11 protein-coding genes are annotated in these 15,094 nt (G+C 62.2%); all 11 read right to left on the bottom strand.

Annotated elements, in window-relative coordinates:
• Positions 1 to 60: 60 nt before the first annotated feature.
• Complete coding sequence (locus tag JJJ15_RS08910; RefSeq protein ID WP_200510502.1) at positions 61 to 1,404, bottom strand: ABC transporter substrate-binding protein; 1,344 nt, start codon at positions 1,402 to 1,404, stop codon at positions 61 to 63.
• 1,759 nt (positions 1,405 to 3,163) lie between these two features.
• The gene (locus tag JJJ15_RS08905; RefSeq protein WP_200510501.1) at positions 3,164 to 4,186 is read right to left on the bottom strand and encodes a hypothetical protein; all 1,023 of its coding nucleotides are present in this window, start codon (positions 4,184 to 4,186) and stop codon (positions 3,164 to 3,166) included.
• Positions 4,187 to 4,324: 138 nt separating this feature from the next.
• The gene (locus tag JJJ15_RS08900) at positions 4,325 to 5,287 is read right to left on the bottom strand and encodes a hypothetical protein (protein ID WP_200510500.1); all 963 of its coding nucleotides are present in this window, start codon (positions 5,285 to 5,287) and stop codon (positions 4,325 to 4,327) included.
• A gap of 102 nt (positions 5,288 to 5,389) precedes the next feature.
• A complete protein-coding gene (locus tag JJJ15_RS08895) occupies positions 5,390 to 6,370 on the bottom strand; it encodes a hypothetical protein (protein ID WP_210338791.1) in 981 nt (326 codons plus the stop codon).
• 390 nt (positions 6,371 to 6,760) lie between these two features.
• A complete protein-coding gene (locus tag JJJ15_RS08890; protein ID WP_200510498.1) occupies positions 6,761 to 7,123 on the bottom strand; it encodes a hypothetical protein in 363 nt (120 codons plus the stop codon).
• A gap of 390 nt (positions 7,124 to 7,513) precedes the next feature.
• On the bottom strand, positions 7,514 to 9,640 hold the full coding sequence (locus tag JJJ15_RS08885) for an ABC transporter ATP-binding protein/permease (RefSeq protein ID WP_200510497.1): 2,127 nt from the start codon (positions 9,638 to 9,640) through the stop codon (positions 7,514 to 7,516).
• Entirely contained in the window at positions 9,640 to 10,965 is a 1,326-nt protein-coding gene (locus JJJ15_RS08880; RefSeq protein ID WP_200510496.1) for a hypothetical protein, read from the bottom strand. Before JJJ15_RS08880 ends, JJJ15_RS08885 begins: the two co-directional genes overlap by 1 nt.
• Positions 10,966 to 11,031: 66 nt before the next feature.
• Positions 11,032 to 11,724, bottom strand: coding sequence for a hypothetical protein (locus JJJ15_RS08875; RefSeq protein ID WP_200510495.1), 693 nt, complete (start codon positions 11,722 to 11,724; stop codon positions 11,032 to 11,034).
• Positions 11,725 to 12,454: 730 nt separating this feature from the next.
• A complete protein-coding gene (locus JJJ15_RS08870) occupies positions 12,455 to 13,207 on the bottom strand; it encodes a hypothetical protein (protein WP_200510494.1) in 753 nt (250 codons plus the stop codon).
• 390 nt (positions 13,208 to 13,597) lie between these two features.
• On the bottom strand, positions 13,598 to 14,593 hold the full coding sequence (locus JJJ15_RS08865) for a hypothetical protein (RefSeq protein WP_200510493.1): 996 nt from the start codon (positions 14,591 to 14,593) through the stop codon (positions 13,598 to 13,600).
• A gap of 14 nt (positions 14,594 to 14,607) precedes the next feature.
• Entirely contained in the window at positions 14,608 to 15,060 is a 453-nt protein-coding gene (locus JJJ15_RS08860) for a peptidoglycan-binding domain-containing protein (RefSeq protein WP_200510492.1), read from the bottom strand.
• Positions 15,061 to 15,094 lie beyond the last annotated feature (34 nt).

Genomic DNA, 15,094 nt, shown 5'->3' with positions numbered 1-15,094 from the left:
CGGCGGTGCCCGGCTGGCCTTGGCCGGGCACCGCCGCCTGGAGCTAGGCCGGTGCGCGGCTCAGGAGGCGGCCGCCTTGTCGGTCTTCCACTGGCTGGTGAAGAAGTCCTTGACCGCGCTCCACTCCTCCTTCCCGGAGGCGTACTGGGCCAGGTGCTGGCCGAGCTGCTTCTTGAAGTCCTGGCTGGGGAAGGTCTGGAAGGCCCAGGTGACCGGGTAGAGGTCGCTGTTGCCCATGTAGGTGACGACCTCCTTGCCCAGCGGGTCGCTGGGGGCCAGGTCGGCGTAGGCCTTGTAGGGCGCGATAATGCTGAGCTTCTCGGAGGCGAGCTTGGCCCCCTCGGGGTCCGTGAAGAGCCAGGTGAGGAAGTCCCGCGTGGCCTTCTGGTTGGCCTCCGTGGCCTGGGAGTTGACGGTGAGGTAGTTCTCCGTGCCGATGGCGATACCGGCCTTCTCCTCGCCCTTGACGCCAATGTAGATGGGCAGGAAGTGGATGTCCTCCTCCTTGACGGAGTTGCCGTCCACCTTGGCGATCTGCGACCAGGCCCAGTTGCCGTTCTGGATCATGGCGGCCTTGCCCAGGGCGAACTCGCTCATGGAGTCGGTCACCTGCTTGGCGGTGGCCTCGGTGGGGCTGACGGTGGAGTTGGCCAGGTAGAGGTCGAAGATCTGCTTGTAGTTGTCCGAGTAGGTCAGCTTGATCTCCTTGAGGTCGTCGACCTTGTCGTCACGGTACTCGTAGAAGACCGGGTAGTTGGCCAGGTGGGTCTGCCAGCGCCAGTCCTCCCCGGGGGCCAGGGACGTGGAGGCGAAGACGCCGTCGATGCCGAGGTCGGCCTTCTTGGCCTGCATGTCCTCGACGACCTCCTTGAGCTTGTCGAAGCCCTTGATCTCGTCCACGCTCTTGGCCTTGGCGCCCTCCAGCGCGAAGTACTTGTTGAGGATGGCGGCGTTGTAGATGATGCCGTAGCCCTCGATGGCCAGCGGGACGCCGACGACGTGGCCGTCGCCCTTCAGGGCCAGGGAGGCGTCGGTCAGGGCCTTGGCGACGTCCGTGTCGGACAGGTCGGAGGCGTAGTCCGACCAGTTGGAGTAGCCTACGGGGCCGTTGAGGTTGAACAGGGTGGGTGGGTCGGACTTGGCGACCTCAGAGGTGAGGGTCGCCTCATAGGTTCCGGCTGCGGCGGTCACCACCTTGACCTCGACGCCGGTCTTCTCCTTGTAGGTGGAGGCGATCGACTTGAAGGCCTCGTCCGCCTCGGGCTTGAAGTTGAGGAAGTAGATGCTGCCCTTGGCGTCGTCCGAGCCGGAGCCAGAATCGGAGCTCGAGCAGGCGGCGAGGGTGGCGGCGATGGCGAGGGCAGCGGAGCCGCCGAGCACTGAGCGGCGGGAGACGAGTCGCATGTAGTCCTCCTTTGGACAGGGACGGTGAGGCGGACCAGGTGGTTCGCAGGGGGTGTGGTGGCGGCCGGGTGCGGCTGCGTGCCGGGCGGGCACCGGCGGCGCGCCCGGCAGCAGGCGAATCGTCTCACACCGGGAGGCCGTTTCCTGCAAGATCTGCAAGATTGCACAAAAAACGATCATTAGTTGGCGTGATACCAGGTATTTTACGTTGTCGTTACTGAAACGTGAGACGGACGTAACAAGTTCGTCGCGCGAGGACGCGATCCGCTCGCTCACAAACACGTCATGAGCGCGCATACATCGCGGACGCGGTACCGCCTGAGACGCGGACCCCGTCCCGGCCGGCTCGGCACCCCGTCGCCCAGGACGAGCCTGAGTCCCGCTCGGGTCCCGTCGGGGGCTGGAGCGGGTGGTGCGGGCAGACGGCTGGCGAGCCGGGTCCCGCTCGGGTCCCGCCAGGAGCGCGGACCCTCACCAGGTACGTCCTCAACCGGCAGATGAGGTGCAGGCCTCGGCGTTATAGTGCTCGCATTACCCGGTCTCGGCGTGCGCGGCGCTGCTCAGGCTCAGCGAGGCGCAGCAATCGGCCCGACCCGGCCAGACAGGACACCAGTATGAACGACGAAGCGACAGAGGACCGGGCGGACGACCTCTCGTGGACTAAGCGGGCGTCGGCACTGAAGCGCGCGTTCTGGTGGTCCGGTCTGACGCTGCTGTCCGCTGCCCCGTTATCGTTCCTGGACAGAGACGAGGTCCTTAGTTTCTTTGCGGTCTTCCCCGTTCCGCTTAACGCATTAGATGCAGGTTCAGGTCATGAGGGCCCTACATCCCCGCTGCAGGTTCTCGAGGAGAAACGTCTCATGGTCACGCTCATGGTCGGACTCGTCCTTTGGGGCGTCTGCGCAGTGCTCAGCTTTGCCGTCTTCGTGTCCAGGGATGCCACAACACTGGCGAGGCCCTCGGCAGAGACTATCCTGAGGCGCGCAGCCGTCAGCACCGTGTCATCCGTTCTTACCGTCATTACGCTCCTAGACATCATTGTGTGCCATCTATTTATTTATAGTCGAAATTAAACAAAATGGTATTCTGGGGCGGTTTCTTCGGGGTTCCTGGTTGGTGTCTGCGAGGGTCTGGTAGAGGACGGCCTCGTGTGGGCTGACGTGACGAACGGGGAACGGGGCGTCCTCGTCAGGTGGCGAACCCGCCCTCTAGCGGGCCGTCCTCAGCCCGGGACCAGTCACCACCGACCACACCCTCGACCACGACCCCGCCCCCCAGGCACGCCACCACGCACCGGCCCTGCTTAACTCCGGCCATAATCGGTGACTTGGCCGGGGTGGCGCCCGGCAGCCGCCCGTCGCCACCAGCCGTGGCCCGGACTAGGGGTTCCCTGCCCCGCACCTGGGGTGCTATGGCACCGTCAGCCCGCCTCGCCCCGCACCTGGAGCGGGGACGGGGGGTTATACACGGCCACGGCGGTGGTGGGCGGACGGTTCTGTCGCAATCTGAGGATCAGAGCCGACCCCACCCCGTCCTCACCTTTGTACACTCAATGTCCACGCAGATCAGGAGCCCGGGCCCCGACGCGGCAGAGAGTGCCCACTGCTCTGATCCTCAGATTGCGACACGCACACGGACCGGATCAGCAGACAGGCGGAAGATCATCCAGGAGACCGCATAGAGCCACCCGAATCCGCGCCGCGAGAGACCAGGAACCCCCACCCCCCGCAAATCAACCTCGCCCCGCTCGCGCCATACGTCAAGACGCAGCCGTGGTCCCGTGCAGGTTAATGCCGGTAAGGCACAGCAGTGCGACGAGGCAGGCTGAGATGACGAGTACGGTCGACACCGCGGTGACTATCAGCTGCCTGTCGACGCTCCCTACAGGGTACGGTGGGGTCGTACTCTCGGGACGACGGCGCAGGAGGACGTCGAGGACGGCGCAGAGGATCCAGCACAGGATCCCCAGCGAGACCGATATGAGAACACGTTCCAGGACTATCACCTCCACGGCGGCATCAGAACCGAGTGCCTGCACGGGGAAGAGCGTGAAGAGATGATGCACTGCACGTTGGCAGAGCAGTGACACCGGGGCTGGGAGCAGCAGCATCAGCCCAGCCCACCAGAGAGTGCGCTTGAGCACGGAGGCACGTTCACCCCAGTAGCCCAGAAAGGCGTCCACAGGTACCGCGGCAGCTGGGCCAGAGCCTGCCTCAAGTTGGGGCGCAGAACCATATTCCATGCTTTCATGAGGGCTCTCACAGAACACCGTCGCCTGTGCTTCAGATACTCTGTCGGCCATTCTCGACCTAATCCACCTCCAGCTGCGAAGCGGGTGCCACAGTATGTCCGCCAGGCTCACCCACACAACACCTAACACCCAGAGCAATAAGAGCGCGAGCAAGGTCCAGACATTCATTATGGACCCATTACCCCATTCCTTCCACGCAACATACAGCGACTGCGGGAACGGGCCACCGCGAGCGTCTCCCTCCCTCACGAGTTCGTAGATATAAGCCGCCAGGGGGTGAGAAAACCCAATAAATAACCTGGACTCCCACCGATCCAGCCTCAGTCTTCTGCCGAATATGCGCACCACGGCTCCTCCCATGACGCTCGGGAGAAACTGCATGATGACCAAGAACGCAGCGACAGCCAGGTTTAAGGTGCCATAGAACAGCTGCGCAACACGGTTATGATACTCTCCGGCCAGATAGATAACTGACACTACTATGGTGAAGCACAGGGCCAGCCCGCGTCCCCGGTCGTCATTATCTCTCACAGGATCACCATCCAAAGTTTCCTCGACATGATTCACAACCCGATAGCGAGTCAAGTACCAGAGCCCACAGCCGGGCCCTGACCCTCGTCCGCGCCATATCTCAGGACGTGACTGAGACCCCGTGCAGGCTAATGCCAATCAGGCACAGCAGTGCGACAAGACAGGCTGAGATGAGACGAGTACGGTTGACACTGCGGTGACTGCTACCTGTCTGTCGGTGCTTGCTGCAGGGTACGGTGGGGTCGTGCTCTCGGGACGACGGCGCAGGAGGACGTCGAAGACAGCACTGAGGATCCAGCACAGGATCCCCAGCAAGATCGACATGAGGATACGTTCCATGACGAGCACCTCCACATCAGGACTATCCAACCTGAACACTGCACGTCGGTAGAGCAGTGACACAGGGGCTGGGAGCAGCAGTATCAGACCGACCCACCAGAGAGTGCGCTTGATCAGGGAAGCACGTTCACCCCAGTAGCCTACAAAGGTGCCTGCAGGTGCCACGGCAGACAAATCGTGATTCTCTTTGACAGGAACCACGAAACCATATTGCAAGGCGTTCTGATGGCTCTCACGATACGCTGACATCTGCGACCTATATGGTAAACTGTTTATCCACGAGTCGATCCGGTGCCACGTACGACGCGGATGAGCCAATACGTTTGCCAGCGCCGCCCACACAAAGCCCATAGCCCATGCGATCAGAAATACGGTCGGGGGCCGCACGAATATCCTGGGGTCATTGTCCCAGTTTTTCCATGCGGCGTACAGCGACGTCATGAAGGAAGCTTCGGCGTGGGAGCATGACACCAAAATGTCGCACAAGTACATCCCCATTGGGAACGACAGCCCGATAAGCATCTTCGCCTCCCATCGCTCCAACCATATGCCCTTGCCGAACCGGCGAATCAGAATGCAACCGATGAGGCTCGGCGAGAACATGAAAACCAGACTGGCCAAGTAGAAAAGTCCTGGCCCTATGTCATACAACAGTTTAAAGATCGGATGAAGATCAACGGTAGCACCATACAAGCACGCCGCGGACGTCAGCACCACGAAGCAAACAACGAGCTTACCGGGTCGGAAGCTACTGTCCTCCACGCCTGTCTCCCACGTTCTCCTCGATACCCTGCAAGCTTCTAGTGTACACCAGGACGGCCCACGGCTTCACTCCGGCCCTCGCAGAGTTTGGAATACCTATCTTCAAAAGGAGCTCGAGACGCCATCAAGGTTAATGCCGATCAGACAGATCAGTCCGACGAGACAGGCTGATACGACAAACGCGGTTGACACCGCCGCGACCACCAATCGATTATCATTACTTTTTGTAGGGCGCGGCAGGTTTGCAGTTTCCACACAACGCAGGAGCGTACCGAAAACGCCACAGAGAACCCAGCATAGGGCACCCGCCAAGATCGACAGGAGTATGCGTCCTAAGATGAATGCTTCCGGATTTAGCGAGTCACCAGTCTCGTAAACCTGCGCGGAAGAAAACGCAAAGAAGCGGCAGACAGCACGCCAGTAAAACAGTGACATTATTGCAGGTGACATCAGGACCAGGCCGCCCCACCAGAGGACGCGCTTGAGCACAGAGACACGCTTGACCCACCATGAGCTTAAAGGCATGACCGCAAACATCACAACGATCGGACCAAGAAGTATTTGGATAGAATCTTCAAAATGCTTCTTGAGCGTCCCTCGTGTTGCCTGAGTCGCTCCTGTCGGCTCGGAAGTACTGTCTGTCCGTGACGGAGCTTTCCGCTGAGGATAACGTGGACGTGTTACTTCGCTCGCGAAGCCCAACCATATCATACCCAGCACCCAGATACCAAAAAACATGATCGGCGCTCGAAAGACCGCCGCAGAGCTGTCCCCCCATCCGTTCCAAGCAATATACATCGAGTAAAGGGAAAATCTTCGAGTAAGACGAAATCCGTCAAATATAAGTTGACAAATATACGACCCTAACGGATATGAGAGACTCATAAACATCACAACTTCACGAGAACGCAAACGATAGTTTCCGTCAACATAAAGAATTACAACGTACACGATAAAGTTTAGGATGAAAGGTACAATAAGAGCAGTTATACCGAAGTACGCAGCTACGTCAAAATCGCTGGAGCGACGCAAAATGAACCATGGACCAAACACTGATACCCAATAGACAAATCGCTCACACACTTTACAAGTGTCAGCGCAATGAAGTACGTAACCAGTCTAACTATAAGGTGATCTTCGTCCTTCACAATTTTGTTGCGAACATTCTTCTCGACGCTGTTCATGGTCTCTAGCATACACTAGGTTGTGCTGAAAATAAAGAGGATCACACAAAACACGCCCGCTCTGCATGCATGTTCTGGATGCGGGTCCGGTCCGCTCGGGATGCTGATCTTGGATCTTCTTCTGTCTCGCACGCAGCGCTGCTCCCCGTCTTGAGGCTCAGTTGCCCAGGTCCGGCACATCCCTGGGGACCCGTGGAGCAGATCCCCTTCCTCAAACGAGGAGTCCCGGAACGACGTTCCGTATAGCGCAAGAGAGACGGTTACGTCCCGTGGCTGCACTACAACGTCATCAAGGAGTTGGATTGTAGTACAAATCGATAGAGATTGAGAATAGGAGGATGATCACGGCAGCACTGAGCGCAAATACGGCGGACACAACGCAAATAACTACACGTTGTGCGATACTGCTTTTCGACATGGGGCCAGACTGCATATTAGAATAATATTTATAGCTAGCTTCATCTGAACTAAATAGAATGCAGAGAAGCCAAAGCAGGAGGCCAGCCACGAGCGTGGCAATGATACGTTCTTCTTCAATGACTTCCGCTAGGTCCGTTGCGGCACTACGACTCGAACCCGATGGCGGCACCTTGAGGGGGGAAGGGAAAACTGAGAAGAAATCATGAACTGCCGTCATGTCCAGAAATGACATCGGAGCAGGAGACAGCAGTACCAGTCCGCCCCACCAAAACGCGCGTCTCACCATAGGCGCGCGCCCGACCCACCAAGAGGCCTTGGATCGGGTATCCATATCTTTACTGCTCATGCAGCGCCCCCGTCTAACACGTGACTCCAGGCTCCCGCAGGTCCAGGAAGCATGCCTGGCGTTGGAAGTGGTGACGTACCGTCAGGCTCCCTAGTTGCTCGCCGTGGTCTCAGTGGCTCCGGTCAGGAGCGAGGGCCTCGCCCCCCAGGAGGGGCGGGGCACCTGGCAACCATTGTCCACCCTCCGGGCCCGTCAGAGGGCGTCACAAACGTTTAAGTTTTCGCCCGGCCTCCTTTTAGGCGCCTGACCTGCGCAGATACCGCAACCCACCCGGCGTTAGGTGGTCCGCAGGGCGTCGGAGGGCTGGATGCGCCCGGCCCTGCTGGTGGCCAGGGCCCCGCCCAGAGTGCCCACCACGATGCCCCCAACCACTCCCAGGGGCACCAGGACCGGGTCCAGGACGGGCTGCCAGTGCCGGACGATCGTGACGGCGAGGATGACCATGACCGAGGCGTAGGCACCCAGGAGCCCGCCAAGGGTCCCAATGGTCAGGGACTCGCTGAGAATGAGCGCCGTGAGGTGGGTGCGTCGGGCGCCAATGGCCCGGCGCAGCCCCAGCTCACCTGTGCGTTGGAAGACGGCGGTGGTCATGGAGTTGGTCAGCGACAGCACGGAGGCCAGGAGGGTGACACCTGTCAGGGTCAGGAGCATGGTGGTGACGTTGGACTCAATGGACTCACGCAGGCTCATGGGGTCCGGCGGCGCGTTCACGGTCACGCCCTGCGGGGCGGTGGGCAGCCAGGCCACCGGCGCCTGGGCGGCCACCTGCGGGGCGGCGCCGGGAGCCACCTTGATCTCCGCACCCGCGTACCGGGCCTTCCCGGTGACCTGGTCGGAGGCCATAATGACGGAGTTAATGAGCGTGACCTGCAGCCCGGCGTCCTTGAGGATCCCGACCACCCGCATGGGGACGCCGTCGACCCAGATCGCCGGGGAGGCCGCCAGGGGCCCGAGCTGGATCTGTGTGGCCACCTGGGTGCCGACGATCACCTCGCCGGGCCCCAGCGTGGTCACGGAGGGTCCGGAGCTGTCCAGGGTGAGGATGCTGGCGGGGACGCGCCCACCCACCAGTCCGACGACCTCGTAGCGCTGGTTCCCCGCCTCGTTGGCGGCGTCCGTGGGGGTGGTGGCGACGGGGGCCTGCTCGTAGACGGAGTAGACGAGCACCTCCCTGACCCCGGCCAGGGAGCCCACCCGGTCCATGGCGGTGGTAGACAGGAGCTCGGCCGCGGGCGCGGGGTTCTGCATCAGGTCAGGTGAGGTCATGGCCACCCGCTGGTTGCGCTGGGCGTCAAAGATGTCCGATACCTGGCCTGAGGCCGTCTGGGAGAGTCCCATGGTGGTCAGGGCCAGGCCCACGCCCAGGGCGACGGCGGCCATGAGCGCCAGCGTCCGCCCTGTCTTGGTCCACAGTCCCCGCCAGGCGTCGGCCAGGGCGTCAGCCACCCGCACCCGTGAGTCCCGCCCCTCCGGGACGGGCACCTCCCAGGGCGGGGCCGCGGGCCGGTCCGGGCAGCCGTCCTGAGCGGAGGGCAGCAGGAGCGTGTCGCGCTCGTGGACACCCGGGTCGGCGCCCGCCCGGCGGCCAGGGGTGCCCCGGGTGCGTCGGGCGGCGTGGCGGCGCGACGGGCCGGTGCTGCGGGCCGGGGTCGCGGGGCTGGTGGCGCTGGCGGGACTGGCAACGCTGGCCGGACTGGCGGCGGCACTACCGGCAGCAGCGGGGGCGACCGGCTCGGTGGTGTCGGTGACGACCCCGTCCAGGACCTTCAGGCGACGTCGGGCCCGGGACGCCAGGGCAGGGTCGTGGGTGACCACAATGAGGGTGGAGCCCCTGGTGTTGAGCTCCTCCAGGGTCTCCATCACGGTCAGGGAGTTGGCGGAGTCGAGGTTGCCGGTGGGCTCGTCGGCCACCACCACAGGGGCGCCCGAGGCAATGGCCCGGGCGATCGCCACCCGCTGCCGCTCACCCCCGGACAGGCGTGCGGCCCGCTCCCCGGCCTTGGCGGCCAGGCCTACGACCTCCAGGGCCTGACGGGCCAGCTCCCGGCGGCGGGAGGCGGCCAGGCCCCGGTACAGGGTGCCCAGGGCCACGTTGTCCAGCACGCTGCGTCCCTCCAGCAGGTGGAAGGACTGGAAGATAAAGGCGAAGGTGGCGCTGCGCAGGCGGGCCCGCCCGGCGTCGGACAGGCCGGTGGTGGGGTGGGAGTCAATGAGGTACTCCCCCTCGGTGGGTACGTCCAGCAGGGCGAGCTGGTTGAGCAGGGTGGACTTGCCCGAGCCGGAGGGCCCCTCAATAGCGACGTACTCCCCCTGGCTGATCGTCAGGGACACGTCCTTGAGGGCCTCCACGGGTGAGGCGCCCCGGTAGGTCCTAGACACGTGCTCCAGGGTGAGGGTGGCCATTAGCGGTCCACCCTCACCTTGGCGCCCTCAGTCAGGACGCTGCCGGCCTCGGGCTCAGCCAGTGCGCAGGTGCCGGCCACGCAGCCGGAGACGGTCACCGTCACCTGGGTGAAGCCCCCGTCGGCCCCTTGGACCAGGACGCTGGAGGAGCCTTGAGCGTCTGTGGCAATGGCACGCTGGGGCACGGTGAGGACACCGGTCAGGGGGGCGGTCAGGTTCAGGGTGACCAGCACGTCCTTGCGTCCGGCCCAGGAGGCGGGGATCTCCCCGCTGGTGGGCGTCAGGGAGGCCACGGATCCTGAGCCGCCTGCCCCTCCTCCGGAGTCGCGGGAGCCCTCCTTGCCCGGGCTGCCTGCCCCCTCACCGCCCTGACCGGTGGAGTCCGGCTTCTTCTCGTCCACTGAGGCCACCTTGACCGGCACGCTGGTACCGTCCAGGACGGCTGTCCCCGAGACCTTGCCGCTCCCCAGGCGGGCGGCCATGTTACCGGGGACCGGCGCGGTCAAGGTCATGGTGGAGCTGGACAGTCCCAGGGTGGCGCTGCTGTCCGTCAGGACCGTACCCACGTCGGGGACCTGTGCGACCTTGGAGGGCAGGCCTGAGAGCACCATGACCTCTGAGGCCGGCAGCATGATCTGCGCGGCGGCCTTGGTGGCCGGGGCCGCGGCAGGCGCGGGGGTCCCGTCGTCCTTGTCGGCCCCGCCTTGTGCTGAGGAGGAGTCCCCGGGGCCGTCACCAGAGGCAGCCGGGCGCGTCGGGGCCTGGGAGCCGACCTTCTGGTAGAGGCTCTGGATGCAGGAGGCGGTCAGCGGCCCAAAGCTGCCGGTGGCCGTGATGTTGTAGCCCAGGTCCCTCAGGGCCTCCTGGACCATGGTCACGTCCGCACCGGAGTCCCCCTCACCAATGTCCCGGTACATGGGGAAGGTACCAGCCAGGGCGAACACCGGCCGGTCATTGACCCAGGTCACCACCTGGCCGCTGCTGAGGTCCTCGCCCACGTTCACCCCGGTAGCGGTGACCACTGCGGTCCCGTTGGGGCGTGGAAGGGGCAGGCTGCGGGCCCCGCTGGCCTCAGCAGAGGCCATGACGGTGGTCTGCTCCTTCAGGTCACCACGAGTCACCTCCACCACGACGGCATTGGCGGAGGGCGGTGCGGCGGCTGCCTCGCGCTGTGCCGGGGACTCGAAGCGGGAGGCCAGTGCCCAGGTCCCGGCAACGAGTCCGACGGCGGCGACCACGGCCAGTACCGCCCACCACCAGCGCGCCCTGACGCCTTTCTCACGAGTGGCTGAGGAATCGGAGCGAGAGGTTCGGATGAGACGCATACTGGGTCCTAGGGGTGAGGTAAGGGAAATTCCACGGGGATTACGGGGGCGGTAGGCAGGTGGAGCTCAGACACCTCCCTTGGCGATAATCTCGCGGGCGCGGGCGGCCTTGGCCTGGTGCTCGGCTAGGACAGGTGCCAGCTCGGCGCGGTGAGCGTCCACGAAGGCCTGGCGCGTGTCCCACTCCTGCTGGTAGAGGGTGTCGGTCCACCCCGAGGAGGCCCGACAGGCGGCGTCAGCGCTCGCCGTAGCGATCTCATCAGCTGACGGCGTAGCGATCGGCCTCCAGTTCCACTTGTCCCGAAGGGACTCAGGAAGTCCTCCCGTGGAACCCGCGTCCCAGGGACGGTCCGGCAAGTCAGAGATACCCAGGGGCGCCATGCACTCACGCCACGACGCAGCCGCCGCACTCAACTCAGGAGAGGTACGGTCTGTTCCCAGCCGGTTAAGCTGGGAACTAATAGAGGAAGGATCAGCCTGAGCGCCCTCAACCGACTTATTGAACCGCTCCTTAAACTCCTCCACGCTTACCCCCGCCACAGCAGCCTGCCCCTCCAGGTTACAGATACTTAGCTGGTCAAGGAACCCGTCACCTCTTCCGGCGTAAAGACTGCCTCCAGCGGCCTCGACCTCGTCCCTCAGAAGATCCCGAGGATCAGGGGCCTGATGGTATCCGAACTGGCTGGCAGTGGTCTCATTAAAGAAGGTGGAGATGCCGTCACCAGCAAGGTTGGCGGGCGCTGGCGCCGAAGCATCCATACGCACACGATAGTCAGAGAACCCGGCCTTGACCATGCAGTTCCTGGCTACAGTACCTTCGGCTTGAAGGGTCAAGGCCATAGTCTGCCCACCATAATAGGGATCAGTGGGAAGGGTCCAATGAGACTGGTCCTTCGTCACCTCGGCCCCTGTCGTCGTGACGGCGCTAGAAGCTGCAACTGTAGATGGCGAGGTTTGCCCACCAGGCGGCGCCGAAGCCCCCTGACCGCTTGTCTCCCCTCCCTGGGAGCACGCCCCCAGGACCATAATCACACCCAGCATGGCAGCACTAATAGAACGTAGGGACGAGCGACTGTCGGTCATTGTCTGTTCTCCTCATGGATAAGTACGTCGAACGGTTCAGGAACATAAAGCGCTATGGTTGTCAATACTATTGCTCTCTGGGACGCAAACCGTTATAGATGACATCCGAGACTGCGAGGCACCTTCCTGAAACCCCGAATCTGCACCGGGCTTCCCGTCGCCGCAGTCGCAGTCGCCCTCGTTGCTAGGGCACTACGACGTGTGCGATGGTCGCGATGCGGTACCTCCTACAGAGAATCATACACCTCTTACGTGTGAGCGCACCAGGATGACTCGACTTTCGACGAGCCTCCTGACCCATCTAGATACGCGGAAATGACTCGACTCCGTAGCAACCAACCATGAGGTGCCACCTAGGGCACCTCATGGTGGAGCTCTGGGTCCTCTTACTCGTTCCTGCCTAACCTTATGCTCCTCCCTTGGCGATAATCTCCCGGGCGCGGGCGGCCTTGGCCTGGTGCTCGGCTAGGACAGGTGCCAGCTCGGCGCGATGGGCGTCCACGAAGGCCTGGCGCGTGTCCCACTCCTGCTGGTAGAGGGTGTCGGTCCACCCCGAGGAGGCCCGACAGGCGGCGTCAGCGCTCGCCGTAGCGATCTCATCAGCTGACGGCGTAGCGATCGGCCTCCAGTTCCACTTGTCCCGAAGGGACTCAGGAAGTCCTCCCGTGGAACCCGCGTCCCAGGGACGGTCCGGCAGGTCAGAGATCCCCAGGGGCGCCATGCACTCACGCCACGACGCAGCCGCCGCACTCAACTCAGGCGAATTAAGGTCCACAGCAAGCCGATTGAGCTGGGATCCGATGGACGCAGGATTCTCTTGAACCGCATCTGCCGATCCTGCCGACTCTTGATGGCTCGCCTTGAACTCATCGACGCTCACCCCTGCCACCACGGCCTGCCCCTCTAGGTTGCAGATGTCCAATTGGTCAAAGAACTCATTGCTTTTTCCATTAAAAAGGTCACCCCCAGAAGCCTCGGTCTCCACCTCCAGAAGATCTCTCGGATCGGGAGCCCGACGGTATCCAAACTGCTTCGCAGTGGTCTCGTTAAAGAGAACGGAGATACCGTCACCAGCAAGGTTGGCGGGCGCTGGCGCCGAAGCATCCATACGCACACGATAGTCAGAGAACCCGGCCTTGACCATGCAGTTCTTGACCACGGTCTCCTCGGCCTGAGAAGTCAAAGCCGAAATTTGCCCACCATAGTAGGGGTCAGTGGGAAGAGTCCAATGAGACTGATCCTTCGTGACCTCGGCCCCAACGCCCCCCGCAGCAGAACTACCCGTGGAGGCGACCTGCCCACCAGGCGGCACCGAGGACCCCTGCCCGCTTGTCTCTCCTTCCTGAGAGCACGCCCCCAGGAGCGCGGTCAAACCTACTGTGATGACAATAATGGAGCGCACGCGTAAACGGTATGCGACCACTTCCTCTCCTCCTTAAGGGCAAGTTACCGAAAATCTAAAAACCATTGTACAGACAATGTCCGTGACGCCCCAGAATCTTCGGCGAGTTCCCAAAAAATCTAGAGGCGTCACGGACACTCTCTGCAATCACGAACCACCCTCTGCCCCGTTAGTGGCCTGAGACAACAAGTCACGCAAGCGGACTTTCTCGGCAGCTTGAACGTCCAGCTCCCGTTGCACATCGGCGTGATGAGCGGCAATGAAGGCAACCTGGCGGTCCCAGGTCAGGTCGTACAGGGCCTGGTTCCACCCCGAGGACTCACGACACCCGGCGTCAAAGGTCGCCACCTGGATCTCATCAGCACTGGCATCCCCCAGAGGCCACCAGTCCCAACGCTCCCTGAGCGACTCAGGCATAGCTTTATAGTTCTGCAGCGTCCAAGGAGCACTGGGCAGGTCACTAATACCCTGTGGTGCCATGCACTCCACCCAGGCCTTAGCTTGAGCAGCCAGGGCAGGATCAGAACTACTTACCACAAACTGGTTAAGCTCCGACTCATAAGATCCAGGCTTACTCATTGGCGGCTCACCCGTAGGAACCGGACCCTTCTCGCGCACAGTCGCCTCGTTCACGCAAGCATACATCTGGTCCTTAAATGCCTGCGACTTGTCCTCAAAATAGGAGCGATCCCTGTTCTCGACACCACCCGAACTGTAACGATAACCCGGATCCGGAGCCTTACGGTAACCGTACTTCTGCGCAATCACACTATTGAACAAAGCCGAGAAACCATGCGGATTAGTTTCCGGGTAGGGGACGTCGACCGAGGACAGGATCTCGTAGTCCGGGAACCCATGCTTTAGCATGCACTCATCTGTCCACACGTGCACCAGATGCACCTGCAGCCTTGAGAGCTCCTGATCGAAGATCACATCAAAAGGGAGAGCCCAGGTACTAATGTCCTTAGTAACCCCCAGCGAATTCTCCCCACCAGATGACGAACTAGGCTCCACCGCGCCATAACTAGCCCCCTCGGTGGATGACGCCACCTCGCCATCCACCGAGGTAGAGCAGGAACCAGTCACCGAACAGACAAGAACCAGGACAACTACGCTGCCTAGTCCGATCAAATGACTGATCATGCTCCTATGACTGTTCACCAGATCCACCGCCCCTTGGCTCCGCCGTAGATCTCACGCCAAGTCATGACGCTCCCCGTATTCGGCCCATACACGCCGTCAGGATAGAGCCCACTTGCGGACTGGAAGTTAACCAGAGCGTTTCTAGTGCCCGGCCCGAAGTACCCATCCCAGCTACTAATAGCATTGCTGTAGTACAGCCCAACCTGAAGCCTTTCCACCTCCTTCCTCCACGGACGCGGCACACCATCCTCATCAAGCCAGCAGCTCCGAGTAGACCAGCCACCACTTGAGTAGTAGCCGGGCACGTAGGCCCGCGGTTCACTGGAGCCACCCACGACCCGGACCGCGACTGACCACCCAGTGTTACACTCCGGCAGCCCAGCTGCGGACGCCGTCGACGGCATCACTCCCGCAACGATCAGGACACCGGCAGCGAGGATCGAGCTCACTCTCTTCAGCACAGACATTGTTACCCTCCTGTGAGAAACGGTCGGGGGGCCG

It is taken from the genome of Actinomyces sp. HMT897 (genome assembly GCF_016626125.1).
Lineage (GTDB): Bacteria > Actinomycetota > Actinomycetes > Actinomycetales > Actinomycetaceae > Actinomyces.
This window is presented reverse-complemented; position numbering and strand designations above follow the sequence as displayed.

Bases quoted from the DNA above. Each gene is read 5' to 3' on its own strand.
- JJJ15_RS08910 (WP_200510502.1), bottom strand. From the start codon at position 1,404: ATGCGACTCGTCTCCCGCCGCTCAGTGCTCGGCGGCTCCGCTGCCCTC.
- JJJ15_RS08890 (WP_200510498.1), bottom strand. From the start codon at position 7,123: ATGTCATTTCTGGACATGACGGCAGTTCATGATTTCTTCTCAGTTTTC.
- JJJ15_RS08885 (WP_200510497.1), bottom strand. From the start codon at position 9,640: ATGGCCACCCTCACCCTGGAGCACGTGTCTAGGACCTACCGGGGCGCC.
- JJJ15_RS08880 (WP_200510496.1), bottom strand. From the start codon at position 10,965: ATGCGTCTCATCCGAACCTCTCGCTCCGATTCCTCAGCCACTCGTGAG.
- JJJ15_RS08875 (WP_200510495.1), bottom strand. From the start codon at position 11,724: ATGGATGCTTCGGCGCCAGCGCCCGCCAACCTTGCTGGTGACGGCATC.
- JJJ15_RS08865 (WP_200510493.1), bottom strand. From the start codon at position 14,593: ATGATCAGTCATTTGATCGGACTAGGCAGCGTAGTTGTCCTGGTTCTT.
- JJJ15_RS08860 (WP_200510492.1), bottom strand. From the start codon at position 15,060: ATGTCTGTGCTGAAGAGAGTGAGCTCGATCCTCGCTGCCGGTGTCCTG.